We start from the raw sequence: 26,956 nt of genomic DNA, 5'->3' as shown, positions 1-26,956 counted from the left end.
CAATTTGGAGCAGCAGCCAATGCCGCACAGCGAACGACACTTTATTCATCGCACGCACTGGCTGCGCGCGGCGGTGCTCGGGGCCAACGACGGAATCGTTTCCACTACCAGTCTGTTGGCCGGCGTTGCGGCTGCCGGCGTGGACAGCGGCAGTCTGTTGATCACAGGTATCGCCGCCACCGCCGCCGGCGCCCTGTCGATGGCTGCCGGGGAGTATGTGTCCGTCAGCTCTCAAGCCGATACAGAGCGCGCCGATCTCGCGCGCGAGCAGCTCGCCCTGCGCGACCACCGCGAGGCTGAACTGTTAGAGCTGGCCGACATTTACGGCGAGCGGGGCCTGGAACCGGCGCTGGCCAAACAGGTAGCCCAGCAACTCATGGACCACAACGCACTGGACGCCCACGCCCGCGATGAGCTGGGTATCTCGCCGCGAGTGGTCGCCCGCCCCCTACAGGCGGCGGGCACATCGGCACTTGCTTTCACGCTGGGCAGCCTATTGCCCTTGGCCAGCCTGTACCTGGCAGCGCGGGCAAAGCTCGACCAACCCATTCTGTGGCTGTGTCTGGCGTCTCTGCTCGCTCTGGCACTGCTTGGCTGGTGGTCCGCCAAAAGCGGCGGCGTGACGCCGATGAGGGCGGTTGGGCGGGTGCTCGGCTGGGGCGCATTAGCCATGGGCCTCACTGCGGTCATTGGTCACTCGATTAATCTCACGCTTTAGCCCCGCTAGTGCTGTGCAACAGGGGTGGCTATCATACAAAATGCACGCGGGCCTGCCGTTTTTACGTTGAGCCCGCTTACCATAGAACAGCCTTTAAGGAATCAACGGTGCTGATAACCAATATAGAAATCGTACCGGGCAAGCGCATTGCCCAACATTTGGGCATGGTGCAAGGCAACACGGTACGCGCCAAACATGCCGGTCGCGACATTATGGCCGGGCTTAAAAATATTTTTGGCGGCGAGCTCAAGGGTTACACCGAGCTTTTGACCGAGGCCCGCGAAGAGGCCACCGACCGTATGGTGCAACAGGCCCAAGCACTTGGCGCCAATGCTGTCATCAATGTGCGCTATTCCACTTCCTCAATTTCAGCAGGTGCTGCCGAGTTATTTGCCTACGGCACTGCAGTAATTTTGGAGTAGTCGGGTATGGAATCGCTCATCATTTTTGTGGTGTTGCTCACCTTGGGTTACCTGTTTGGCAGCCACATAGAAAAACGCCATTTCAAATCGATTATTGCACGCGAGTGGGCGCTACGCCGCATCCTGTGTTTTAACGCGCGCACACCGCCAAGCGACATCGCGCATGTGGACGCCCAGTTAGTGGACGGCAATGTGGTCATTTCTGTGGATTACTTTAAGCGTATCGCGGCGCTGCTGCGGGGCTTGTTAGGCGGTCGAATTACTAGCTATGAATCGCTGATGGAAAGGGCCAGGCGCGAGGCTATATTGCGCATGAAACTGGCCGCCCATCGGCGCGGGGCTACACAAATTTTTAATGTCAAACTGGAAACGGCGTCAATTTACCAGGGTCAGCAACAGCAGATTGGTTCCGTCGAGGTGTACGCCTATGGCACGGCACTTACTCCCCGTCGATAATCCAATACACCCCTCCAGAGTTACCTGCAGGGACCACTGTTCGGCTACTAGTAATTCTGAAAGAATTGCTTGGATGCTGGGCGCGGAGAGTTGCTGGCACTAAGCACTGTGCCCTACACACTGTCTGCGCCGAGATCGAATGGACGCAAGGCGCATTACACTTTTATTCGCCGCACGCGAAAAGATCGCCCCTTTAACTTGCCTTGCTCCAATTGTTGGTGCGCTAATTTCCAGGCGCCGCGCGCCACTGCCACATAGGTACTAAAATCGTACACCTGAATTTTGCCAATATCGTCAAAGGCCACTTGATTATTGCGCGTCAGCGCGCCCACCACGTCACCGGGGCGCAATTTTTGTTTTTTGCCTCCGTCGATCTGCAGGGTTACCATGGCCGGCTCCGGCATTTGCTGGCGCTTAGCATGGGGAAGCGTCTCGATGTCGGGCAGATCGCCCAATAGTTTAGCAAGCTTTGCCAATTTAAAATCTTCGCGCTCGCTCAGTAAACTGCAGGCGACACCACTGGCGCCCGCGCGCCCCGTACGACCGATGCGGTGCACATGCACTTCGCTATCACGCGACAGGTGGTAATTAATCACCAAGTCCAGCGCGTCGATATCCAACCCCCGGGCCGCCACATCGGTGGCCACTAAAACACTGGCAGACTTGTTGGCGAAGCAAGTTAAAATTTGATCGCGCTGCTTTTGTTCCAAATCGCCATGAATCGCCAACGCGACAATGCCCTCATTGCGCAGGGCCTCGGCCACTTCTTCGGTTTCGCGTTTGGTGTTGCAGAACACCACCGCCGATTCCGGCACATAATGCAACAACAATTGAGCAACCGCCTGCTGGCGTTGATCGTTATTGGCAACGCGGTAAAAGTGTTGTGCGATGCTGCTGGTTTCGTGGCGGGCCGCCACCGTAACGCGCAGAGGCTCGCGCAATACTCGGGCGGCCAGGGCTTCAATGGCATCGGGATAGGTGGCTGAAAAAAGCAGCGTCTGTCGCTGCGTTGGAATTGTTTCAACAATGGCGTCCAGGGTGGCCTGAAAGCCCATATCCAACATGCGATCGGCCTCGTCCAAAACCAGCGTATCCACCTCGGACAACACCAGCTTGCCCTTGCGCACGTGCTCTTCAATGCGCCCCGGCGTACCCACCACAATGTGCGCGCCGTGATCGAGCGAGGCCAGCTGGGGGCCGAACGGCATGCCGCCACACAAGGTTAAAATCTTGATGTTGTGAATCGCGCGCGCCAGCTTGCGCAGCTCGCGGGCCACCTGGTCGGCCAGCTCGCGCGTGGGGCATAGCACCAGGGTTTGCACCCGAAAACGCTCCACCTTTAATTTATTGAGCACGCCCAATCCAAAAGCCGCCGTTTTACCGGAGCCCGTTTTCGCCTGCGCGATCACATCGCGCCCGTCGATGATGGCCGGCAGTGCCTGAGCCTGAATTTCGGTTAGTGCTTGGTAGCCCAAATCGGCTAGGTTGGCGAGCAGTGCCGTCGACAGCGGCAGTGATTCAAAGGCGCGCGAAGCGCTAGGGTTAGACAAGGGTGCCCCCGGGTTGTATAGCTTAGCTGACGCACTATTCTACACGATAACCCCCGGGGGCTTGAGCAACTTTCTCGAACACTTGCGCGCCGACGCTAGCGATCGGTCGGCGAGCGCTGCCACAACTCGGCCATTGCCTCCAGGCTGCGGCCCTTGGTTTCTGGCACCCAGCGCCAGACAAACAGCAATGTCAGCAGACAAAAACCGGCAAACAGCAAATAGGGCAGCGATCCACTGAATACTTCGCCATTAGCGGGCAGCTCGTTCACCAGCGGGAAGCTGTTCGCCACCAGCGCGTTAAACAGCCACTGGGCCGCCACCGCCAAGGACAAGCACTGACTGCGCACTTGATTGGGAAATATTTCCGACAGCAACACCCACACCACAGGCCCCATCGAGAGCGCAAAGGCGCCAATGAAGGTGAGAATTGCCAATAGCGATACCACGCCGATAGCACCCGTAATGAGGGTGTAGGACAGCAGCAGCAGACCCAACGTCATACCGGTCACGCCCATCAGCAACAACGGCTTGCGGCCCCAGCGGTCCACAGCATAAATAGCTACAAAGGTACACACGAGATTCACACCGCCCAGCCACAGCTGCTGCTTTAAGGCATCCGACGGACCATAGCCCAAGGCACTGCTAAATATTTCGGCGCCGTAGTATAAAATGGCATTGATACCGGTCACCTGTTGAAACACCGACAAAAGTACGCCCACCAACAGTGCAAACTTCAAAGGCCCAGTGAGCAAGGCGCGCCAGGACACGGGTTTTACCGTGGCAATTTCGTGGTCAATTTCCGCCAGCTCGCGATTGGCCTGGACTTCGTTGCCGCTCAGCGCAATTAACAATTGTTTGGCCTTGTGGCGCTGCTGGTTCATCACCAGCCAGCGGGGACTTTCCGGTACGCTCAATAGCAGCGCAAAAAAAGCTGCGGCCACCGGCAATTCTGACCACAACATCCACCGCCAACCCTGATGGACATTGTATTCGTGTAAGGCCTGGCGCGCGCTTTCATTCAAGGATTCGGTTTGCCCGCCGCCAATGTAATAACTGGCCAGGAACACCACGAAAAAACCCACTACCACCGCTAACTGGTAGAGCGACACCATGCGACCTCGCCAGGCCGCCGGCGATATTTCTGCGATATACATAGGTGCCGCCATCGACGCCATGCCCACACCGACCCCACCCAGCAGCCTGAAAAGCGCCAGACTTTGCAGCGAATCGGCAGCTCCCGAGCCCCAGGCCGAAACCACAAACAGCACCGCAGATACAAGCAACGTGGGTTTTCTGCCCCATCGGCGCGTGCAGCTGCCAGCCACCAATGCGCCCGCCAAACAGCCGTAAAGCGCACTGCTTACGGCCCACCCCTGCTGGCCGGCGCTAAGCTGAAAAAATTCCGTAAAGTACATTTGGCTGCCACTGATGACGCCTGTGTCATAGCCAAATAAAAAACCGGCGAGTGCCACCACCAAGGTGTGTTTGATTAAGGCGCCCATTGGCGCCGCGGTTTCGGGCAGTACACGCGCGGGTGCGACTATGTCGTTCATATCTTCACTCTTCCTACTGCAATGGCTAGTCTGTGGCTGTAAAGGTGCCACAATTTCACGGGTTTAAAAACAGAAAATTGGCAGTCAAACGCGCCGCACTGGGTGCTTTGACCAATCCGGAATGCAGGCAGTTGCTGGGGTAGCAAATGGCGCGATTAAAGGCCGCAGCCACCTCGCCAGTCTTAACAAACAGCGCGTTGCTTTCATGCATATAGCGAAATAATAAGTCCGGATGCGCCATCATTTCTCGCTTTAAACGGGGGCCGTAGCTCGCCATTCGCTCGCCTGTTATGCGCTCATAGCCCGAGCTCCGGTGCCGATAAAAGCCTGTACCGCCCTGCTCTGGCCCGCACAAATACAGTAATAGCGCCCACTGGCCAGCCGCCACATCGTCAAAATGGGGAATCGATTGAATGGGGCGCAAATGTTGAGGAGCCGTAGTCACCCTTGAAAAACAGCCGGCCCGGGTTTGCCACTGAGCGCGCGCGGCACCGGGATTGCCCGGCGCAGCCCCCGGTTGCCGCGCGAAAATCTGCGCCAAATGTAGACGCAATGTATCGCCCAAGCACGATGGCAGAGACGCGCGCTCCCCCGGATAAAAACTGCCGGCCTCGGGGCCAAAGTCCAATGTCGCGGCGTAGTTGCACCACTGATCAGGGCTTAGCAAAAAGTTATCCAACTGCAGCACCGGCACCTGCTCTGCGCCGAAATAATGCCAATGCACACCGACATTGGCGCTCAGCTCAGTGCAGGGTAGCGCACTATCTGCTTGTATCTGCGCGCTTTTCGGTGTCACGCGGCGGCGCTCACGCGAGAATTTTGCCTTTGCACCAGCGCGTAAATCTGGCCCTGCGAGGCGATCATGGTATAAATCAGCGACAGGCAGCCCGAGGCCCGTAAGGCCAGCAAATCTGCATCGGCCAGGCGCTGAAGTTTTTGCTCATCCACCGTGTACAAACCGTTCAGCTTGCGCAGCTGTCCATCGGCGGCGGTAATTTCCAATTGCATTGGTAACAATAAATTGAGCGCCGCCAATTGCGACAAAAATGCCTGGGTAGGCGCAACCCCGTTCACCAATTCGGCCAACAACTGTTTCATATTACGCAAGTAAGGCGTTTCGACGCCTTGCTCGTACAGTGCCTGACCTTTGCCCGCCGACACGCAAGCGTGCTCGGCGTCGATACACACAACATGCCCCTGGTCGCCTGCGGCCTGCCCAAGGAAAAATGGCTGGCGCTGAAAATTGGCGGGCCAGTACAAACAATCGGCTGTATTGGCGAATAAGTTTTCGCCGGGCTGCAAGCCCAGTAACGCAGAACAGTGAAACTGCCCCGTATCTGCCTGCTTGCTGATCACAATGGGAAAGTGAATACACAGCTTTAAAAATTCACTGGTGACCACTGGCACCATATGCACCGGTTGAGACAAAACTATTTGTGTATCGACTCGCAGCTGGGCGTGCAACTGCGGATCAAGCGCCACTGGATTGGCCATGTTCGAACTCCTCTCTGGTTGTTGGCGGGTTTCAGACTCGCGCCATACCGTGTGTTTTTATTTGTTCAATCAGCGCCCGGTGCTCGGGCAGGACTTGGGTTGCCCGACGGCTCGCCTTAGCGGCCTGATCGATATAGTGTTGTGCCTGTTGCTGCAGAGAATCGGGTAGTGCCTGTTTGTGCAGCGCGCCAGTAAAGCCCATGCCATACAACACGTACTGGTAGCTGGCCGCCGGAAATACTTCGTTGTTGCTGTCGAAGTCAAAATTTGCTGGCGCGCGATGCGCCCACAGCGTCAATAGATCGCGCAGCCCCTTGGGCACGGTGGCCGGATCGCAATTGTCGCGCCAAAATGCCGTGTCTTTGCGCCGGGTGAGCAAATAGTGCAACTTGAGAAACTCGATGACCCTATCCCAGCGATAGCGAAACGTGCGATTAAAGCGCTTGGCAATAATGGCCATGCCCGCTTTATCTACCGGCAACTGTTCGGCAATCATGGCCGCGGAAAGCTCCACCAACACCAGTGCTGAGGCCTCTAGGGGTTCGAGAAATCCGGCCGACAAACCCACGGCAACACAATTGTTGCGCCAAAATTCAGCCCGGTGTCCACAGCGAATGGGGATAGATTTAAGGCTTAATGCTTCCACGTCACAGCTGGGTGAAACCTGTGCACGGGCGTAATCGCGCAGTGTTTTTTCCGCGCTCGACTGGCTGGTATGTCGGCTGGAATAGACGTAACCCACGCCGCGCCGCGACTGCAGCCCGATGTCCCACACCCAGCCGGCGTCCTGAGCAGTGGAAACTGTATGACTGGCAATGGGTGCCTGTGCGTGAGTGTAGGGCAAGTGCACCGCCAGCGCCTGATCGATGAACAGCACGTCACTGTGATCGATAAACGGTACCTGATAGTGCTCGCCCAACAGCAATGACCTAAAGCCCGAGCAGTCCACATATAAATCGCCCGATACCGAACCGCACTGTGTAGTACGTAGCGATGCAATATCACCGTCCTCCGCCACCTGCACACCGATCACATCGGCGCGCAGATGCGTGACGCCCAATTTTTGCGTGACGTGGGCTTGCAAGAACGCAGCAAATTTAGCGGCGTCCAAATGGTAGGCATAGTTGGCAATGGCACCGTACTCGGCGGTGCTGATAAGCTTGGGCGCCAAACCGTGTTCGCACACGCTTTCCTGAAAGCAGACCGCATCGGAAAAAGATCGGTCGGCTGCGCAGCGGTGCCAACCTGCAGCAATATCCACCTGATCAAAGCCCTGCGGCAACATGAGCGGGTGGTAGTAATAGTCATCGGGGGTGCCGGTCACCCAACCCTTAAATTTTGCGCCTTGTTTAAAGGTCGCATCGCAACAGCGAATAAAGTCTGACTCGGAAACGCCCATTTTCATGAGCGTAGTGCGCATGGTGGGCCAGGTACCCTCGCCCACGCCGACAGTTTTAACGGTGGGTGACTCCACCAGCGTAACCGAAACCCGGCGCGCGCCCGAGGCGGGAAATTGTGCCGCAATGCGCCCCGCGGTCAGCCAGCCGGCGGTGCCGCCGCCCACAATAACAATATGTTCTATCTGTTTAGTCATGGAAACAACCTGTGGTAATTGCCTCAACGAAAAAGGGGCCACCCCAGGTGGCCCATAAGCGAGAGGACGAGCTACAAATTATTGCCAAACATCAGAAACGGGCACTCAATCCCACGGCCACCCGCCGACCGGCGTCTTCCGCAAGTAAGAAGTGATTGCTGAAGCGACCATGTTTCAATACGACTTCCTCAGTGAGATTGGTAACTTCCATACTGACCGTAATGTCTTCCATCAGCTCATAGCTGCCACTGATGTCCCACTGACCATACTCGTCCACAAACACAACGCCGTCGCCGTTGGTCTGCGTGAGCGATTGCAGGAACTTGTCGCGCCAGTTGTAGGCCAAACGCACCTGAAATGGCCCATTTTCGTAAAAGCCCACCAGGTTCATGGAGTCACTCAGTCCGGTTACCGCAAATTTTTGGGTAATGTCGGCTGGATTCAGCTCGGCATTGCTGTTCACCAAGGTGCCATTAAAAATCACGCCGAAGCCGGTTTCGCCAAAGGTGTGCTGCACCGCCAATTCCAAACCGTCCACCAGCGCGTCTTCGCCATTGCTCGGCAGGGTCACATTAAAGGTGGCGATGCCGTCGGCTGCATCCGGAGCGTTGGCGTCGGTTCCGGTTGACGGGTCTGTTAGCGGGCTGCCATCGCTGGTGATGAAGGTCTGCGACTCGGTGCCATTGACGATAAAGTTCGCCACGTTTTTCATGAAATAGCCGGCCGATACATAGCTCGCATCGCCGTAGTACCACTCCAAGGACAAGTCGACGTTATCCGATAGGAAAGGCTTCAACTCCGGGTTGCCCGATGTAGCCGTAAGGTTGCCACCCTGGCGCGTGGTCACAATATTGGTGACCGGCGCCATGCTGTCCAGCGTGGGCCGCGTTAACGTCCTCGACGCCGCAAAGCGCGTTACCAGCTGATCGGTAATTTCCAGGTTAACGCTCAGACTCGGCAGCAGTACGGTGTAATCGGCCTCTGCGCTGATGGGCTTGGCAGCGCCGTAGCTGGCCACCATTTCAGTCTGATCCAGAATGGTCAGCAATTCGATGGGCGACTCGGTGCCGTTCACCGTGACATCGGTGTTCTCCAATCGAGCCCCGGCGGTGGTGGTCAGGCGCATGCCGGCCAAGTCGCCAGCAAAATCCAACTCCACATAGGCCGCCAACGTTTGCTCGTCCACCTCAAAGGAGTTATCGCGCTTGACCGCGTCAAAACTCACGCCGCTGATTTGCTCGAGAAAGGCAAATTGTTGTTCGCCATCGTGCTGCAACCAAACAGTGGGCGTGCGGCCGCTACCGCTGACTTTACTCAAGAAGTCACTGCCGGCGTCGAAAACCGTTTGGAAATCGTCCGGCACGTCTGGTGTGTTGGGGTAGCCACAAAAGGTACAGTGTATCCCCACGCCCTCGTTATCCCAGCGCGTGAGCGCTTTGGTTTCGTTAGTGGCCATGACACCAAACTTGGCGCGCACCAGGCCAGTGTCATTGCCTTCATCCCAAAGGCCGTCCATCTTAAATTGATTAATGTCGTCTTCCACCTGCCAACCGCGGCGCAGCATCACATGGGCGCGGCCGTTAGCCGGGTCCAGGTAATCGGACACCGGGCGAACGATACCGTCGCCATCTTCAATAGATGCCGCCGGATCTTGAAATTCGCTGACCCAAGGTAGCACATTGCTGTCTGATTGAAAGCGAACACGGTTGGCATAACCAATGAGCGACAACTGATTGCCGCCGCCATTGTTGGCTTCACGCTCGGCGCTGGACACAAAGGCGTCAAAATTGAGCGAAAGAGCATCGCTAACCTGCCACGCCACATCAAAACCCAGTGATAAGGTTTCGGTTAAGCGATCAAACTTCTTCGCGTGAAAATCTGTGGCCAGGCCCACTTCCTGGTAGAGATCAATAACAGTGCCGTTGCTGTCGGTAATGGCGTTTTCGACATTTGGCCCCGTGAACCAATGGCCATACGAAGTGGCGTCGGTTTTAATATCAAAATCTGAGTAAAGTGCGTCAAGGGTGAATTCCAAATCTTCACTGGCGGCGTATTGCAGCACCAGGTTGGCGTTAGTGCGCTTGCGCTCTTCAAAGGTGACCTTGGTATCGTAGTTGCGTGGTGAAAAGATATTACCCTCAAAGCCCGCACCGCCATTCAATTCCGACTGGGGGATACCCACGTTTTCGAGCCAGCCATCTGTTTGCGCTTGATTCAAACGGGTATCACTGGATTTCTGCGATACAGAAACCAGCACACCCAAGCTGTCATCGGCAAAGGTATTGCTGGCCAGTGCTGAAAATTCCGGGGTGGTCGACTCGCTATTTTCATCGTACAACGCCTTGACTGTGCCCACTAGGTGCAGGCCACCCAAGTCAAAGGGACGGGCAGTGCGAATATTTACCGTCGAGCCGATACCGCCGGACTGCATGGCCGCGCTGGCGGTTTTGTGCACCTCGATGCTGTTGACCATATCCGCCGAGATGGTATCGAAGCTGAAAGCGCGCGTTTCATTTTCCGACGCCAGCTGGCGACCATTGACCAACACAGTATTGAATTGCGGGCCGAAACCGCGCACGGTGATAAGCTGGCCTTCACCGCCCGAGCGATCGATGGAGACACCGGTAATGCGCTGTAGCGACTCCGCCAGATTCTGGTCGGGAAATTTACCAATGTCTTCACTGGAAATGGCATCGACGACGCCGCTGCTATCGCGCTTGATATCCATGGCGCGCTGCCAACTGCCGCGAATGCCCTGCACAACCACTTCTTCAATGGCGGCGGCCTGATCCGCCTGACTGCTATTTTGTGCGTATAAAACTGCCGGTGCCGACAGCGCCGCAATGGCCGCCACAACGGCGCTTGATAATTGCTTTTTGGGGTACATGTTCTGATTCGCTCCTAAAGAAACGCTTATTCATTTATTAGTTTGCTTCTTTAACGCTATCGCCTGATTGGCAATAGGTTAGTAATAGGACGCAGACGGACAACCAATCGAAGCCCCTGAAAGTGAAAATACTTTTCACAAAAAAAAAGACGCCCGGCTATGGGGCGTCAAAGGCTTCTCTGTGATAAAAAACGAACTAACGCAAGACTTGGACGCGTGCAACCTAGCCGGCGCTGCACACTACTCCGATATAGACGACTTAGAAATAATAACGATGCGGTTGCCCGGCTCGCGATAGACCGTAACAGGCAGGCTTTGTGCCAGGAGCGCCGGAAAATCCGCCACCTGATCTGTACGCAGTGCCAGTGTAACGCGCGACTGCTGTAACGACGTGGAGCCAATGACAATTTCCCCATCGAAGTAGCGGTTGGCATCGGCCACCACCTCGGCCAAGGGAGCATTGCGATAGAGTAATTGCCCCTTGCGCCAATCACCGGCTGTTTGCGCTGGCGGCACCGATTGCAATGCCAAGCCGGGTAGCCGAGTCACCGCTTCACCTTCGCTCAGGGTGATCTGCGGCGGCACCGCCAATTGACTATCGTCCATCAGCGACTGCGCCACCTCTGCTACCTGTACGCGCCCTTCGCGCACTGAAACTTTGATGTTATGGGCCTGGCGCTGGACATCAAACTGGGTGCCCACAACCTGCACGCGCACATCGGCGGCCTGTACATAAAATGGCCGCGCGGCATCTTTGCTCACGTCGAAAAACGCCACCCCCGACAACAACTCCGCAAAGCGACCGCTGTCAGTGTGCCACACGCGCAGCCGGGATTTTGCCGCCAAGGTCACGCGCGTGCCGTCGGCTAACTCAACGTCTTGCTGTTCGGCTTTCGCCGTCTGGTAAGTGACTACAGCGGGCGCGGCGGGCACCAGCAACAAGGCCACCACCAACAGCGCGGCAGTGGCGGCCCCTGCAAAACCGTAACTCAGCCGTTGCCACCGCTGCCACCATGCGGCTAATTGCTGACGCCAGCGCGCGGGCTGTACCGAGCGGTGTAATTGCCGCCCCGCTTCGGTGTCGGCCAGTGCGCCGAGCGAGGCCCACACCTGTTCGTATTCAGCATAGGCGCGCGCGTGCATTGGCGTGGCGTACCAGCGCGCAAAGGCCTCGCGCTGTGCCGCACTTACGGCACCGGACTGCAAGGTCACAAACCATTCGCGGGCCTGATGATTGACGTGATCGGGGCTTTGTTCTCGCATTTACTTCACATCCTGCGTTGACATTAACGCCTTGTGGCAATCGGCTAAGGCATTGTTGACGTGCTTGCGCACCACGGTTTCAGATAAGCCCACCCGGCGGGCAATTTCGGCGTAGGACAAGCCGTCAAATCGGCTCATCAGCAGCAACTGCCGGCGCTTTTTTGGCATTCCCCAGAGTACGCGGGATAAAATCCCCAACCGCTGACGGCCCTCCACAACGCGCTCCGGACCCGGGGCGCCGCTTTCTGCGTCGGCACTATTGGCCTCCCGGTATTTCTCTTGCACCTGCGAACGGCGCACCAAATCCACGCTCAAGTTGACGGAGATTCGGTATAAAAAAGCACGGGGATTTTTAATACTGTGTGGATCGTCCATGGCGGCAAAGCGGGCAAAGGCCGTTTGCACTATGTCTTCAGCCTCGCTCGGGCTGAGGCGATTTTTATGCACCAGGTAGCGACACAGCTCGTCGCGATACTGCACATAGAGCTCGCGAATGTAGGTGTCGTGACTACCGGATTCGGGCGTCAAAGTCGAAGACCGTTGTGCGGAATACATAACACTCCAAAGCGCCAATAAACGGGTGTAAAACCACACTGGCCACACCTAACCTTCTATAAGACGCAACGCCCATGGCAATCCGCTCCCCCTTGATGAAAAATATTTTTTTGACCGCCTATTGCTTGAGTTTCATCGACCAAAGCTAGCCAGCAACCAACAGCCTGCGGTAGTCTTGCGCGCTAAGGCCAAAAGCGCCAGCCCCCACCGAACACAATAATCATTATATTCCGGAGGCCTTTATGTTGAGCCCGTCGCTGACTGACACCCCACCGCAATCCGGTCCGGCAACCGTAGACCGACCGTTTATAACTGCATTGCACGCGATTAAACCTGGCGGTTTTTCGCGAGACAGTCGTATTTTTTCGCGGCCGGCGCGACGTCTTTGATTGCCGCCCTTGCTGTGCATTAACGCTACCATGTTGCCAACTGCCCTGCCGATATTGCGCTTGCAATACCTTTTACGCTTCCTCAGACTTCTGGTACTTCTGACCATACCGGCAGCTGCCGCCGACGACTCAACCGCACGGCGCTGGTCAATCCAACTGCCGGCGCAAGCACTGGACGCCTCGCTACTGGCGTTGGCACAGCAAACTCAAACCAATCTGCTGGGCTTCACAGACGATTTACACAAGGTGCAAGCACCGGCGCTGGCGGGGCATTACACCCTGGCAGAAGCCCTGAGCCTGCTGCTCGCAGACTCAGCACTCTCCTTCAGCATCGCCGACGGGCAGCACATCAGTCTAACCCGCGCAGCCAAGCCCAGCAGCGCTGCCCCACCGCCGACAGTTAAGACCACCAAAACGCGAATTTTAGAAGAGGTTATTGTGACCTCGCTGCGGCGTGCCACCGATCTGCAGAAAACGCCTATCGCCATCACGGCCATGGATCAAGCGCAAATAGACAAGCTGCAGGCCAAAGATATTCGCGACTTAACGCCCATGGTGCCCGGCCTTGAAATGACCAATACCGGCGAGCAATCGGCACTGCTGGTGCAACTGCGCGGTATCGGCCAAACCAATATCACTGAAATTGCCGACGGTCCGGTGGCCTTTCATATCGACGGCATCTATCAGCCCCGCTCACAGGGTGCCGCCTCGCTGCTGCACGACGTGGAATTACTCGAGGTGCTGCGCGGTCCACAGGGCACGCTTTTTGGCCGCAACGCCACCTCTGGCGGCATCAACATTCAAACCCGCAAAGCCGATCTGACCGACAGCTACGGCGAGCTCAGCCTGGGCTTTGGCAGCTATCAAAAACGCGCGGTTAAATTAACGCTCAATACCCCACTCAGCACCAGTCTTGCCGTGCGCCTCTCGGCAGCGGCAGATCTACACCAGGGCTACACGAAGCTGGTGCCAGACTACGTTGGGTTGGGGCCCCAGTACCCAGCCGACGACATCAATCTAAGTGCCTATAAACAATCCAGCCAAACCGCGGCCCCCGGTCCCGAAACAGAAGACCAGCAATCCCTGCGGCTGTCGACCTTGTGGGCGCCCACCGAGCAATTTAGCTGGCAGCTCAGTGGCGAACGCTACCGCGATACCGGCACCAGCGTCACCGAATTGGACCCGGCACTAGTGGCCAGCGGCAAGCGCGTGGTGGTGTGGGACACGCCGTCGGCTATCGACATGCAAAACGACACGTTGCGCTCGCGCGCCAGCTACCACTTTGACAATCAGCACCAGTTGACTTACCTCTATGGCCAGGCGCGCATGACGCGCCAACAAAACTTCGACCAGGATATGGGGCGCAGCGGTCACTTTGAGCAGCGCCGTACCGACAGTTCCACCTTTCGGTTTCACTCCCATGAACTCCAATGGATGAACAGCGACCGCGCGCGCTTGCGCTGGGTGCTGGGCGCCTTTCAATCCAAAGAGCGCAATAGCATTGTCTATGCCATCGACCACGCCGAGGACGACGGCAACGGCGACCCCAACCAAACCACAAGTTTTATCAGCGATGATCCCGGTGCCGCCGTGGCGCTATTTGTGCAGCCCGATCGGCGGGTCGAGTCGCGCGCACTCTACGCCCAGGGCACCTATGACCTTGATACGCGCAGCCGACTGACGCTCGGGGCGCGCTACACCCAAGACACCAAAACCGATATTGGCGGCCGCAGCTTGAACTGCCGGCGCACCGCCGGCTACCCCTATACCGAGCCCGGTTCGATAGGCCCGGGGGCCCCAGACGCCGATCAGATTTACGCCGACGCCGCCACCCGCGCCGCCATAGCCGCCGGCAATGCCCACGACGGCGGCACCAACGACGGCATCGGCACCGAGCCCTGCTGGGTGCGCCAAGTAAACGACTACAGCGCCACCTGGGCCAACACCAGCGGCCTGCTGCGCCTGGACCACGACCTCTCCGACGCTGCCATGGTGTACGGTTCGCTGGCGTCCGGCTTTAAGTCCGGTCACATTCAAGACCGGGGCAACGAGGCCGCGCCGGAAGAAGTGGTGAATCTGGAGCTGGGCCTGAAGTCCACCTGGCTGGACGAGCAGTTGCGCTTTAACAGTGCCCTGTACCGCGCCAACTACACCAACTTGCAGTTTTCCGACCGAGACCAATTTGACACCAATAACGACGGCATCGTGGATGTCATCACCAGCACCATTGTGCGCAATGCCGCCGAGGCCACCATCACCGGCCTAGAGGCAGAGCTAAGCTGGGCACCGGGCGCGGGCAATTATTTCCAGCTGGCGGCTTCGCTAATGGATGCCCGCTTCGACCACTTCGTAACGCCCGACACCCTGTTCGGCGACCGCTTTAACCCCTTCGCTGACGTGCCCGGCGCAGAGGCACAATCGCTGGTGGACTTATCCGGCAACCGACCGGTGCGCGCGCCGCGCTGGAAGCTCAGCCTGCTGTACGAGCACGATATTCACCTGACCAACCTGCGCCTGACGCCGCGCCTGGCAGCGGTCTTCTCCGACCGCTACTTTTTGGATATCTACAATCGCGACCGGCTACCGGCGGGTGTTTACCCCGGCGCGCCCGAGGGTGTCGATGGGCTAGCGGTACAGCGCGCCTATGCGCGCTTTGACGCCAGCCTACGCCTGGTGCCACTGCAGGGCCGCTGGCATCTGGACGCCTACGTCAAGAACCTCACCGACACCCAGGTAAAAACCTCCTCCGGCACCTTCATTACCCCCAAGGGCTTTGACGCCATCTTCCTGCCACCGCGCACCTGGGGTATCACGCTGGTGCTGGATATCGACTGACAGGACCAGCTGCCCGTGGTACTTCCGGGCGCTATCCTGTAAGCTGCACCGCCGCCAGCCTGCCTGGCCATTTTTTGACCAATAGAGAATTGCATGCGTTTTGCCGAACTGGGCCTATCTGCCCCCATCCTTGAAGCTGTTGCCGAACAAGGCTACGAAACCCCCTCGCCCATTCAGGCCCAAGCCATTCCCGCCGTACTGGCAGGCAAAGATGTCATGGCTGCCGCCCAAACCGGCACGGGCAAGACCGCAGGTTTTACCCTGCCCATTCTCGAGCTGTTATCGCGCGGCCAGCGGGCGCCCGCCAATCAGGTGCGGGTGCTGGTACTCACCCCCACGCGCGAACTGGCCGCACAGGTGGGCGAAAGCGTGGCCAAGTACAGCAAAAACTTGCCCCTGCGCTCGGCAGTGGTATTTGGCGGTGTCAGCATCAACCCGCAAATGCTGAAACTGCGCAAAGGCGTGGATGTCCTGGTGGCAACGCCGGGTCGCCTGTTGGATCTGTACGGTCAAAATGCCGTGAAATTCAATCAACTCGAGATGCTGGTGCTGGACGAAGCCGACCGCATGTTGGACATGGGCTTTATCCACGACATAAAACGCATTTTAAAATTGCTGCCCGCCAAACGTCAGAACCTGCTGTTCTCGGCCACTTTTTCCGACGAGATACGCACCCTGGCCAAAGGGCTGGTGCACAACCCCGTTGAGATCGATGTGGCGCCGCGCAACACCACCGTGGAAACCGTTAAGCAATGGCTGTGCCCGGTAGACAAAAACCAAAAGTCGCCGCTGCTGGTACACTTGATTAAAGAACACAACTGGCACCAGGTGCTGGTCTTTTCGCGCACCAAACACGGTGCCAACAAACTGACCAAGCAATTAGAAGCCGCCGGTCTGCAAGCTGCTGCCATTCACGGCAACAAAAGCCAGAATGCACGCACCAAGGCATTGGCCGATTTTAAAAGCAATAAAATTCGCGTACTGGTTGCCACGGATATTGCAGCGCGCGGTATTGATATCGATCAATTGCCACAAGTGGTCAACGTTGATCTGCCCAATGTGCCCGAGGATTATGTGCACCGCATTGGCCGCACCGGCCGCGCGGGCGCAACCGGTCAAGCCGTCTCGTTGGTGAGCGCCGACGAGCTAAAGCAATTGCAGGATATCGAACGATTAACCCAGCAGCTGATTGCGCGCGAAGTAGTGACAGGTTTTGAGCCGGTTAATGCACTACCGGAAACGCGATTAAATACTCGCCCGTTCAAACCTAAAAAACCAAAGGCGCCGCGCACGGAACACCAGGATGGCAATCGCGGTAACGGATCGGCGAAAAAAACCAAGAGTCACAGCGGCTCGCCGCGCGCGAATAGCGGCCGCCCTGCGGGCAGTAACAATCGCCCAAGGCGCGCACCGCAAGCCACTGGCAACCGGTAAACGATCGCCTTAAAGGTGAGTTTAAGCGGTGCCCTATACCGGCACCCTTTTGACTGAACTCAATCGCTGCGCTTGGCAAAATAGCGACCGGCAGTTTTGTAAATTGACACCGCCATCGCAGCGTTGAATACCAGCACCAGATCCGGCCCGTATAACAGCGGGCCAGGCACCAGTGCAACCCGCACCAGCCCGACCAGCAATATCACCACGAACAGCACCACTGCGGTGCGCGGCAACCACTCGCCCAAAAAACCTACCAGGACAATAGCCGCCGCCTGCCACAACAAGATGCGAACGCAGGCCTCTGCGATGTGCGTGCGCGCCGGCACCTCGGTTTCCTCTAGGCCGGTCACCAGCCACATTACAAACACGAAGGCGAGCACGATGGCGACGGCGCGAATATCGAGAAAACGCATTAAACCGGTTGCTACCGGTTCTTGAGCGCGCTTGGGATCGGCCATAGGCAGTTACCCCTCTGCGTTACTCAACCTTACGCCCGTTTGCCCCAACTGCCAATCGCCAGAGCATACGCCCTCGAGGCTAGTTGGCCGTTTGCGGCACCCAAAAGACGGCATCCACATTAAAACCCAAGGCTGCAGCCTGCTCGATAAATTGCTGTTTTAGCGCCTGGCTAACTGTGGGCGTGCGGGCGAGCAGCCACAAAAAATCACGCGTATAACTGGTGACAAAGGCGTACTGAAAAGCCGGGTCCAAATGAAAAATCAGGTAACTGCCGTAGAAGGGCCCAAAGAACGACACCTTTAGATGGCCCACATGGGGCGCGGCCACCAAATATGCGCGCCCCTCGGCGGTTTGCCATTGACCGGAATCAACGTCAAAGCCTCGATTGCGCACCCACACACCGCCGTCGTCGCGCAGGCCATAGGTTGCTGTTACTTGGGTTAACCCCCGCTCAAAGGCATGATCTAGACGCGCAATTTCATACCACTGGCCGCTGTAGCGCTGGGCATCAAAATGGGTCACCGGCGCTATGCCTTCGGGCACACCGGTGCAGCCAGTTAACCCCCAAAGTACACCGAGTAACATCAACCGGGCCAAAGCCTTATTCCGCACTCGCACACTCCTCATCGCATTCAACTGCGCCACCGCCGTAAAAAACAATTGTGGTTTCACAAAATTTGGATTGAGCGGGCGCGCCGCGCGGTTAGCCTGCCACGCAACACTGGCCCGCAATCCTAGTGGAGTTACGAGCCAGGGCGTCGTGCGGATCAAGGTAGTATGAAATTTAGTGGCCCATCGCTAGCGCGGCAGCGCTTTAATGACCAGAATCTTCATCAACACAAAGGCGGCAAGTGTGATGATAGAGGCCACACCTAATAGCGGACCCACGAGCTTGTCGGCCACCAGCCCGCCGTACAGGCAGTACAAACCCAACACCAGCAATAGCGTTCCCAGTTGATGGCCGTAGTATTGCAACCTGGCCATCAAACTCTCTGCATTGGGCTGCCAAACCTTATAAATCACGGCATAAATAAACGACACCACAAACCCCAGCAGCATGATGTGCGCGTGCGTCACCAATTGACTGTGATTTTTACTCGCCGCCATATAGATACCTAGCACCAACCCCACGATGCCATAACCAAATGCTGTCATCAGATACTTTCTGTCCATGAACCCCTCACCTTTCTATTATTAACATTGATTGAGGTCGCTCACCGCCGGTCAACTCAACGGTCCACACAACAAGCGATAACGGCAAACATAGCAAAACGGGCCCTCGGATAATAGAGGGCCCGCCGCGTAAAGCTTGTGCTCGATTGTAGTGCTAAGAGCAGCTACTGCACTTGATAGAGTGTGGTGGTACCACTCACTTCACTGCCCACCACCAGCAACGGCATGCCATTGGGGCTACTGTCTGCATCGATAAACAAAAGCCCCTCGGGTCCCAGGTCGCCGGCGTCTACGCCGGCTTCGGGGTTAACCGATAGGTCGCGATTGGTGGTGTACTCAACAAAGGCCGGCGCAAAGGGGTTGGTTACGTCATAGACCATAATGCCTCCCTGGCGCTCCATGCCAATAAAGGCGTAAGTGCGCCCGGCCAGGGTGCCGATGGCCACACCCTCGGGCTCGGGGCCTTTGTTATCGCTGCGATTATCGGTGCTGTTTTTGTCGTTCGACAGATTAAAAAACAAGGGCGACTGATCGGCAATGATCTGCTCAAATTGATCACCCGAATCAAAGACTAGCTCACCGTCGGCATTCCAAATCGAGAAGGAGCGAGCGCCGAAAGCGTAAATCGCTTCGTGCTCACCGTTGGCGTCGCCATCGCCCAGTGTTTGGGTAACCGTCAGGTCGCCAATGCCACTGCCATCTTGCAGCAGCGCTATCTGATCTGCCGTGAAGACAGACGCATCCAAGGTCAAGTCGGCCAGCGCCACTTCATCGGAGAAGGCCAAACACTCACCGTCGCCCAAGTCCGTGTGTCCAGCCCCCGTGCAACTGGCACTGTCGGCGTCGTAAATATATTCGCGGCCATCGCCTTCGTTGGCCGTGATCAGGTAGGTATTGCCGTTAAACTCATAGGCGGCAATGGCATCGGGCATATACATGCCAAAAATGGGAAGGTTGAGTATATTGGCAAAATCATCATTTTTATTGGCATCCAATCCCATACCCGGCACATTGTGGTCTTTAAAACCGAGCGGTACTAGGTCAGTGATCGCCGCGTTTGCGAGATCGACCCGCGCTAAGGCGTTATTTTCCTGCAACACCACATAAGCGGTGCCGCCATCTGCCGAGACGGCAATGTATTCCGGCTCCACATCTTGTGCAACAGATGCACCGGGGCCTGATAGACGCACGCCCTCTGCCCGCAGTCGGGTTGCCTGATCGTTAAAATGGCTAAAGGTGAGCTGCACTGCCGAAGCCAATTCGAGACCTTGTGCCAAATCCACCAGAGTCACACTGCCCTCTGGATCATTGCGATAGTCTGCGCTGGGCTCGCCTTCATTTGCCGATAGCAAATATTGGCCATTGGGGCTAAAGGTCACCATGTCGGGCAAGGCGCCGGCATCAAAGCTCGCCGCCAGGGTTAGGTCGGCAATGTTGTAGACATACAATTTACCCGGCGCTTGTTTATCTTCAGCTTCCACCGCCACCGCGAGCAATCCACTGTGCACCGCCACACTGTTGGGACCGCCGCTGATAAAGCCATTGCCGTCCTGGTCGGCCACATTCAACGTCACCACTTTATTGGGTAAACGCGGATCTGAAATATCCAATACGTCGATGCTGTTGTCGCCGGCATTCACCACAAACAACTGCTGGGTTTGACTGTCGTAGGCCACAATTTCGGCGCCGCCGTCGTCAAAAATTCCCGAACTATAGCGGCCTATTTGGGTCAGCCGACCGCCCTTGGCCGGTTGACCATCGGCCCCTGCGGGCCCTTGTGCACCTTGCGCACCCTCTGCACCTACTGGCCCCTGTGCGCCATCGGCGCCATCGTCACCTTCGCAGGCCGCCAGTAAAAATACCGCGCCCGCGCAGGCTATTAAGTTGCGAAATATCATGTGTGTTACCCGATTGTCGATCAATTATGATTTCAGAACGGGCGTACACTAATGAGGCTTTGTGACAAACAGATGATACCGCGGCTGATCAGCGCTCGGCGGGCTGCGCCGTGTGCATACTCACCAACCGCGCCACAATGATGGCTATGTAAAACTGCCCCATCATGGCTTCTAGCGCGGCCCAACTCTGGGCCACTTTATGCACCGGCACTATATCGCCATAGCCCACAGTAGAGAGCGTAACGAAACTGTAATAGGAGAACACACCCATCAACTGATCATTGGGAATATGTTGACCTTCTGACAAGGTGGCGAAATGAAATGCCCCCTCGTAGAACACGTGAATATTGGCAAAAATGGCCGCCCAAATAAGCGCCGCCATCAGGTATACGCACATGGACGCATAGATAACATTATTGGTTACTCGGCGCCGAGTCAGAATGTATTTCAAAAACTGTACACACACAAAACCCAAAAAGGCGATGGTGGTGAGGTTGTCCAAATAAAACAGCCAACGGCTGTGCTCGTTAATAAACTGGCCCCACACCGTAACCACCGTCGGCACCAGTAATATTGCAATGGGAATCCACAGTCGCGGCTGATCGATCACCGAGTAGGCCGCCGATAAAAGCATTAACGTGAATACGCCTTTCCAGATCACCACAAACCAGGTGTAGTGCTCGAAGTAGCCGGGCACTAAAATGGAGGCCAGCAAACACAATAGTAACAATAAAAATTGAAACCCTTCTTTTTCTGCTTGCGGTTGCATAGCCCTAGTCCTGCGCGGTTTTCATTAGCGACATTTACGCGGCGCCCACCCTTGGTCGCCGCGCCGCTGCTTTTTTAGTCGTCGTCAATTTCGATGGCCGGTACTTTTACGCCTTCTGACACCCATAAATTGGCCGCCATCTGGCGTGCAATACCTGCGTAGGTGGCCGCAATTTCAGACTCGGGTTCAACGATAGCGGCCGGCGTCCCTTGGTCCATCTGCTCGCGAATTGATAGCGACAGGGGGAGTGAGCCCAAACACTGAGTTTGATAATCGGCGGCAATACGCGCACCGCCGCCCTCGCCAAAAATATGCTCTTCGTGGCCGCAGTTTGAACAAATATGCGTCGCCATATTTTCCACCACTCCCAACACGGGCACATTCACCTTGCGAAACATCTCGATGCCCTTTTTAGCATCCAGCAGGGCAATGTCCTGTGGTGTAGTCACAATCACCGCGCCCGTTACAGGTACCGATTGCGCCAGGGTTAACTGGATGTCGCCGGTACCCGGTGGCATGTCGATCAAGAGATAATCCAAATCGTGCCATAGGGTCAGCCCCAAAAGCTGCTGCAAGGCACCACTGACCATTGGGCCGCGCCAGATCATAGGCGTTTGCTCGGTCACCAAAAAGCCCATGGAGTTGAGTTGAACGCCGTGTGCCTCAATGGGTTCCATGTGCTTTTGCCCACGGATTTGCGGTCGCACCTTGCCCACGCCAAACATTTGCGGCTGACTGGGACCGTAGATATCGGCATCCAATACGCCCACCCGCGCACCTTCAGCTACCAGAGCCAGGGCCAAATTAGTGGTAGTGGTGGATTTGCCCACTCCGCCCTTGCCCGAGGCCACGGCGATGATATTGGCCACGTTGGCCAGGGGTTCCTTGCCGTTGGCCGAGGCCTTGGGCCGAATGAGCCAGCCCACATCCACAGTTACCGTGGCCACGCCTTCAACCGTCGAGGCCGCCACGCACACCGATTCCTCAATCTGACCTTTCAAGCTGAGCGCCGGATAACCCAACACCACATGGACTTTGACATCGGCGCCGCTGATTTCAATACCGCCTATTGCCCCCAGAGCCATCAGGCTCTGGCCTGTGCAGGGATCTTTGACAAATGCCAGAGCTTTGGCGAGGGCATCCTGAGTGGGCTGGGACATGACTACTCCTTGGGGTTATCGGTCTATGGCCGAAGATAAGCCGGCTATTTTAGCCGAATTATGCCGCGGGATTGGAGACAAAATCCTGCTGGCCCTAAGCCCGCGCCCTAAGCCTGCTAACGCGCGCCAAAAATGCTATAGTTCGCCGCTTTTACGTTGCCCCTGGCAGCCCACGACACAGCCTTGAGAGATCGTCAATGAGCCAACGCCGTCAGATTCTGGTGACCAGCGCCCTGCCCTACGCCAACGGGTCGCTGCACCTCGGACATTTGTTAGAACACATTCAAACCGACATCTGGGTTCGCTTTCAACAGACCCGCGGACACGACTGCACTTATGTGTGCGCCGACGACGCCCACGGCACCGCCATTATGCTCAAGGCCGAAGAGTTAGGTATCAGCCCCGAGGCCCATATTGAAAACATGAAAGCCGAGCACATGGCCGACTTTCAGGGCTTTTTGATCAACCACCACAACTACCACTCCACCCACTCGGAGGAGAACAAAGTGTTGTCGGCGCTGATCTACGAGCGGCTCAAGGCCAATGGCCACATCGCCAGTCGCAAAATTACTCAGGCCTTCGACCCGGAAAAGCAGCTGTTTTTAGCCGATCGCTACATCAAGGGCACCTGCCCCAAGTGCAAAACCGATGACCAGTACGGCGATAACTGTGAAGCCTGTGGCGCCACTTACGCGCCGGCCGACCTGCTCAATCCGCGCTCGGTGATTTCTGGCGCCACGCCCATCACCAAGGATTCCGAACACTTTTTCTTCCGGCTGCCCGCATTCCAGGACTTTCTAAAGGACTGGACCCGCGCCGGCCACCTGCAACCCGAGGTGGCCAACAAACTGGCCGAGTGGTTGGACGCCGGCCTGCAAGAGTGGGACATCTCCCGCGATGCCCCCTACTTCGGCTTTGAGATTCCCGGCGAAAAGGACAAGTTTTTCTATGTGTGGCTGGATGCCCCCATCGGCTATATGGCCAGCCATAAAAATCTGTGCGACCGCACCGGTGCCGACTGGGACGCCATCTGGAACAAGGATTCCAGCGCCGAGCTGTACCACTTTATCGGCAAGGACATCGTCAACTTCCACGCACTGTTCTGGCCCGCCATGCTGTCTTCGGCCCAGTTCCGCACCCCCACCAAGGTGTGCGTACACGGCTTTTTAACGGTCAATGGTAAAAAAATGTCCAAGTCGCGCGGCACCTTTATCAACGCCAAGAGCTACCTGGAACACTTAAACCCCGAGTACTTGCGCTACTACTTTGCCGCCAAACTCACCGGCGGCGTCGACGACTTGGATTTGAACCTGGAGGACTTCGTCAACCGGGTCAATTCGGATCTGGTGGGCAAGGTTGTGAACATCGCCAGCCGCACCGCCAAGTTCGTCAACAAGGCCGGTGGCGTATTGGCAGACAACCCCGAACCCGAACTCTGGGCGCAGTTTGTGGACGCCGGCGACAATATCGCCAAACTCTACGAAGAACGCGAGTTCGGCCGCGCCATGCGCGAAATCATGGCACTGGCAGATACCGCCAATGAATATATCGCCGCCAAGGCGCCTTGGTCGCTGGCCAAACAGGCCGATACAGAGGCCGAAGTGCTAGCCATTTGCTCACTTGGCATCAATATGTTCCGCGCCCTGCTCACTTACCTTAAGCCGGTATTGCCGGCCATGACGGAAGCGGCAGAAGCCTTTTTAGGCGAAACCCTCAACTGGGAGGCCCCCGTCCGCTACCGCGCCGGTGAAGCCATCAACACTTTTAGCCCCCTAATGACCCGAGTCGATACCAAAGCCGTAGATGCCATGATTGAAGCCAATAAACAACCCGAAGCAGCCCCCGCCAAGGCCTCTGGCCCACTGGCAGACGAACCCCTGGCCCCCGAAATTTCCTTTGACGATTTTGCCAAAGTGGACCTGCGCGTGGCGCTGATCAAAGACGCCCAACACGTGGAGGGTGCCGACAAGTTGCTGCAACTGACGCTGGATTTGGGCGGCGAAACCCGCAATGTCTTCTCGGGCATCAAGTCTGCCTACCAGCCGGAAGACCTAGTGGGCAAGCTCACGGTCATGGTGGCCAATTTGGCGCCGCGCAAGATGAAGTTTGGCATGAGCGAAGGCATGGTCATTGCCGCTGGCCCCGGCAAAAAAGAAATCTACCTGATGGAACCCCACGCCGGCGCCAAACCAGGCCAGCGCGTGATGTAACCCGGTGGGCGGCTACCACCGCCCATTCAGGCTTAAACATATTCACAACCAATATAAGTACCTGCAAGAACTTGTATTGATGGCTATAAATGCCACAGCGATAATAGGCGCCTCTCACAACTGGCGTACCTGCCCATTGGGCACAGGCTAAGAGCGAAACCTGTAATGACCGAATTTGCCGTCATCATGCTCAGCACCATTCTGGTGAACAACTTTGTGCTGGTGCAGTTTTTAGGGCTGTGCCCCTTCATGGGTGTGTCCAACAAGCTGGAAACCGCCATTGGCATGGGCGGCGCCACCACCTTTGTACTCACCCTGGCCTCCATCGCCAGCTATATCGTCAATACCTGGGTGCTGATGCCCCTAGGGCTGGAGTATCTGCGCACTATTGCGTTCATTTTGGTTATCGCGGTAGTGGTGCAATTTGCCAAGATGTTTATCGAAAAATCGAGCCCACTGCTGTATCGCGTGCTGGGCGTATTCCTGCCGTTGATCACCACCAACTGCGCGGTGCTCGGTGTGGCCCTGCAAAACACCGCCCACGCCCACAACTTTGTCGAATCGTCGCTCTACGGCTTTGGCGCAGCACTCGGCTTTTCCCTGGTATTGGTGCTGTTTTCCGCCATGCGCGAGCGCTTGGCCGTGGCCGATGTACCCCTGCCCTTTAAGGGCGCCGCTATCGGCATGATCACCGCCGGTTTAATGTCTTTGGCCTTTATGGGCTTTAGCGGATTGGTGTAAGGACGCCTATGTTAGAACTCATCAGCCAACACCCCATCGCCAGCGCGCTGGTCGCCCTGGGCGGCCTGTCTGTGCTATTTGGCGCGGTACTGGGCTTTGCCGCGGTGCGCTTTAAGGTCGAAGGCGATCCTATCGTGGAGCAAATTGACGCATTGCTGCCGCAAACCCAGTGCGGCCAGTGCGGCCACCCAGGTTGCCGACCCTATGCCCAGGGTATTGCCAACGGCGAACCCATTAACAAATGCCCGCCCGGCGGTCAGAGCACCATCAATGCCATTGCCGATTTGCTCGACGTGGACGCACCCTCGCTGGACGCCGAACACGGCGAAGAGCTAGAGGTGCCGCGCGTTGCCTATATCCGCGAAGCCGAGTGCATCGGCTGCACCAAATGCATTCAGGCCTGCCCCATGGACGCCATACTCGGCGCCGCTAAGCAAATGCACACGGTGATTGCCGATGAGTGTACTGGCTGTGACCTGTGCGTCGAACCCTGCCCGGTGGACTGCATCGACATGATTCCCGTCGAAACCACCCTGGGCACTTGGAAATGGGAGCCACCCAAGGCCGATCTCATCGCCACAGACCGCAAGGAACACCAGGCCGCATGACCCAAATTTGGACTATCCCGGGCGGTATTCACCCGCCGGAAAACAAACACCAATCCATGCGGCTACCCCTGGCCACCTTGCCGCTGCCCGACCTGCTGGTGCTGCCCCTCAATCAACACCTGGGCGCGCCGGCGGAGCCCGTGGTCAGCGTGGGCGACACAGTGCGCACTGGGCAGATGATTGCCAGCCCGGGCGGCCAGTTTTCTGCCGCCCTGCACGCATCCAGCTCCGGCACCGTCATCGCCATTGAGGACCGGCCACTGCCGCATCCCTCGGGAATGCACGGACCGTGCATTGTCATCGAGCCAGACGGACAAGACACCTGGGTGGCACTGGACCCCTGCACCGATTACCGGCAGCGGGAACCCGTGGATTTAGTGCAGAAAATACGCTTCGCGGGCGTGGCCGGCATGGGCGGCGCGGGCTTCCCCACGGCCATTAAATTGGCGCCCAAGGCCAATCAACCCATCGACACGCTGATATTAAACGGCACCGAGTGCGAGCCCTATATCACCGCCGACGACCGCCTGATGCGCGACCGCCCCGCCGAAGTGATTGAGGGTGCACGTCTAATGGCCTACCTGCTGGGCGAGCCCGCCCGGGTGGTTATCGGCGTGGAAGACAACAAGCCAGAGGCCATTGCCGCGCTGCGCACCGCCGCCCAAGGCAGCCAGGTGGAAATCGTCGAATTTCCCACCAAATACCCCTCCGGCGGCGAAAAGCAGCTGATTACGATTCTGACCGGGCGCGAGGTGCCGGCCGGCAAAATTCCGGCGGATATTGGC

At 57.1% G+C, this 26,956-nt stretch carries 23 protein-coding genes; 9 read left to right on the top strand and 14 right to left on the bottom strand.

What is annotated here, in order from left to right; all coding sequences use genetic code 11:
• Nucleotides 1–19: 19 nt before the first annotated feature.
• The 3 genes from ACW8F6_RS11425 to ACW8F6_RS11415 all read left to right on the top strand — a co-directional run bounded on the left by ACW8F6_RS11425 (nt 20) and on the right by ACW8F6_RS11415 (nt 1,596).
• On the top strand, nt 20–718 hold the full coding sequence (locus ACW8F6_RS11425) for a VIT1/CCC1 transporter family protein (protein WP_491575999.1): 699 nt from the start codon (nt 20–22) through the stop codon (nt 716–718).
• Nucleotides 719–825: 107 nt separating this feature from the next.
• The gene (locus ACW8F6_RS11420; protein WP_491575998.1) at nt 826–1,140 is read left to right on the top strand and encodes a YbjQ family protein; all 315 of its coding nucleotides are present in this window, start codon (nt 826–828) and stop codon (nt 1,138–1,140) included.
• 6 nt (nt 1,141–1,146) lie between these two features.
• Nucleotides 1,147–1,596: a YbjQ family protein gene (locus ACW8F6_RS11415; RefSeq protein ID WP_491575997.1), complete on the top strand. Its 450-nt coding sequence runs from the start codon at nt 1,147–1,149 to the stop codon at nt 1,594–1,596.
• Nucleotides 1,597–1,751: 155 nt separating this feature from the next.
• Here the strand turns inward: ACW8F6_RS11415 and dbpA are convergent, their stop codons facing one another.
• The 8 genes from dbpA to ACW8F6_RS11375 all read right to left on the bottom strand — a co-directional run bounded on the left by dbpA (nt 1,752) and on the right by ACW8F6_RS11375 (nt 12,492).
• Entirely contained in the window at nt 1,752–3,146 is a 1,395-nt protein-coding gene (dbpA, locus tag ACW8F6_RS11410) for an ATP-dependent RNA helicase DbpA (protein WP_491575996.1), read from the bottom strand.
• A 95-nt stretch (nt 3,147–3,241) separates the two neighbouring features.
• A complete protein-coding gene (locus ACW8F6_RS11405; RefSeq protein ID WP_491575995.1) occupies nt 3,242–4,699 on the bottom strand; it encodes a sugar porter family MFS transporter in 1,458 nt (485 codons plus the stop codon).
• A 55-nt stretch (nt 4,700–4,754) separates the two neighbouring features.
• The gene (locus tag ACW8F6_RS11400; RefSeq protein ID WP_491575994.1) at nt 4,755–5,495 is read right to left on the bottom strand and encodes a DUF6445 family protein; all 741 of its coding nucleotides are present in this window, start codon (nt 5,493–5,495) and stop codon (nt 4,755–4,757) included.
• Nucleotides 5,492–6,193 (bottom strand): SapC family protein, encoded by a 702-nt coding sequence (locus ACW8F6_RS11395; RefSeq protein ID WP_491575993.1) that lies wholly within the window; start codon nt 6,191–6,193, stop codon nt 5,492–5,494. The genes ACW8F6_RS11400 and ACW8F6_RS11395 overlap by 4 nt, the downstream gene beginning before the upstream one ends.
• A gap of 31 nt (nt 6,194–6,224) precedes the next feature.
• Nucleotides 6,225–7,787 carry a tryptophan halogenase family protein gene (locus ACW8F6_RS11390; RefSeq protein WP_491575992.1) on the bottom strand — a complete coding sequence of 521 codons (1,563 nt, stop codon included), beginning with the start codon at nt 7,785–7,787 and terminating at the stop codon, nt 6,225–6,227.
• 91 nt (nt 7,788–7,878) lie between these two features.
• A complete protein-coding gene (locus ACW8F6_RS11385) occupies nt 7,879–10,674 on the bottom strand; it encodes a TonB-dependent receptor (RefSeq protein ID WP_491575991.1) in 2,796 nt (931 codons plus the stop codon).
• Nucleotides 10,675–10,914: 240 nt separating this feature from the next.
• Entirely contained in the window at nt 10,915–11,937 is a 1,023-nt protein-coding gene (locus ACW8F6_RS11380) for a FecR family protein (protein WP_491575990.1), read from the bottom strand.
• A complete protein-coding gene (locus ACW8F6_RS11375) occupies nt 11,938–12,492 on the bottom strand; it encodes an RNA polymerase sigma factor (RefSeq protein WP_491575989.1) in 555 nt (184 codons plus the stop codon).
• A 449-nt stretch (nt 12,493–12,941) separates the two neighbouring features.
• Between ACW8F6_RS11375 and ACW8F6_RS11370 the strand changes: the two genes are divergently transcribed.
• Both ACW8F6_RS11370 and ACW8F6_RS11365 read left to right on the top strand, forming a co-directional pair.
• Nucleotides 12,942–15,716, top strand: coding sequence for a TonB-dependent receptor (locus ACW8F6_RS11370; protein WP_491575988.1), 2,775 nt, complete (start codon nt 12,942–12,944; stop codon nt 15,714–15,716).
• Between the two features lie 93 nt (nt 15,717–15,809).
• Nucleotides 15,810–17,150 carry a DEAD/DEAH box helicase gene (locus tag ACW8F6_RS11365; RefSeq protein WP_491575987.1) on the top strand — a complete coding sequence of 447 codons (1,341 nt, stop codon included), beginning with the start codon at nt 15,810–15,812 and terminating at the stop codon, nt 17,148–17,150.
• Between the two features lie 59 nt (nt 17,151–17,209).
• Here the strand turns inward: ACW8F6_RS11365 and ACW8F6_RS11360 are convergent, their stop codons facing one another.
• The 6 genes from ACW8F6_RS11360 to apbC form a co-directional block, all read right to left on the bottom strand.
• Nucleotides 17,210–17,611: a hypothetical protein gene (locus tag ACW8F6_RS11360; protein ID WP_491575986.1), complete on the bottom strand. Its 402-nt coding sequence runs from the start codon at nt 17,609–17,611 to the stop codon at nt 17,210–17,212.
• Nucleotides 17,612–17,690: 79 nt separating this feature from the next.
• Nucleotides 17,691–18,224: a lipocalin family protein gene (locus tag ACW8F6_RS11355; protein ID WP_491575985.1), complete on the bottom strand. Its 534-nt coding sequence runs from the start codon at nt 18,222–18,224 to the stop codon at nt 17,691–17,693.
• Nucleotides 18,225–18,410: 186 nt separating this feature from the next.
• On the bottom strand, nt 18,411–18,785 hold the full coding sequence (locus ACW8F6_RS11350; RefSeq protein WP_491575984.1) for a TonB-dependent receptor: 375 nt from the start codon (nt 18,783–18,785) through the stop codon (nt 18,411–18,413).
• A 164-nt stretch (nt 18,786–18,949) separates the two neighbouring features.
• Complete coding sequence (locus tag ACW8F6_RS11345; protein WP_491575983.1) at nt 18,950–20,683, bottom strand: choice-of-anchor I family protein; 1,734 nt, start codon at nt 20,681–20,683, stop codon at nt 18,950–18,952.
• Between the two features lie 88 nt (nt 20,684–20,771).
• Complete coding sequence (locus ACW8F6_RS11340; protein WP_491575982.1) at nt 20,772–21,452, bottom strand: ion channel; 681 nt, start codon at nt 21,450–21,452, stop codon at nt 20,772–20,774.
• A gap of 74 nt (nt 21,453–21,526) precedes the next feature.
• A complete protein-coding gene (gene apbC / locus ACW8F6_RS11335; RefSeq protein ID WP_491575981.1) occupies nt 21,527–22,612 on the bottom strand; it encodes an iron-sulfur cluster carrier protein ApbC in 1,086 nt (361 codons plus the stop codon).
• Nucleotides 22,613–22,809: 197 nt separating this feature from the next.
• Between apbC and metG the strand changes: the two genes are divergently transcribed.
• The 4 genes from metG to rsxC form a co-directional block, all read left to right on the top strand.
• Nucleotides 22,810–24,822, top strand: a complete 2,013-nt coding sequence (metG, locus tag ACW8F6_RS11330) for a methionine--tRNA ligase (RefSeq protein WP_491575980.1) — start codon at nt 22,810–22,812, stop codon at nt 24,820–24,822.
• A 165-nt stretch (nt 24,823–24,987) separates the two neighbouring features.
• Nucleotides 24,988–25,563 carry an electron transport complex subunit RsxA gene (gene rsxA / locus ACW8F6_RS11325; protein ID WP_491575979.1) on the top strand — a complete coding sequence of 192 codons (576 nt, stop codon included), beginning with the start codon at nt 24,988–24,990 and terminating at the stop codon, nt 25,561–25,563.
• Nucleotides 25,564–25,571: 8 nt separating this feature from the next.
• Nucleotides 25,572–26,171 carry an electron transport complex subunit RsxB gene (rsxB, locus tag ACW8F6_RS11320; RefSeq protein ID WP_491575978.1) on the top strand — a complete coding sequence of 200 codons (600 nt, stop codon included), beginning with the start codon at nt 25,572–25,574 and terminating at the stop codon, nt 26,169–26,171.
• A partial coding sequence (gene rsxC / locus ACW8F6_RS11315) for an electron transport complex subunit RsxC (protein ID WP_491575977.1) occupies nt 26,168–26,956 on the top strand: 789 nt, incomplete at its 3' end. The genes rsxB and rsxC, both read left to right, overlap by 4 nt.

Source organism: Simiduia sp. (genome assembly GCF_058345725.1).
The sequence above is the reverse complement of the archived record's forward strand: the minus strand, read 5'-3'. Positions and strand labels throughout refer to the sequence as shown.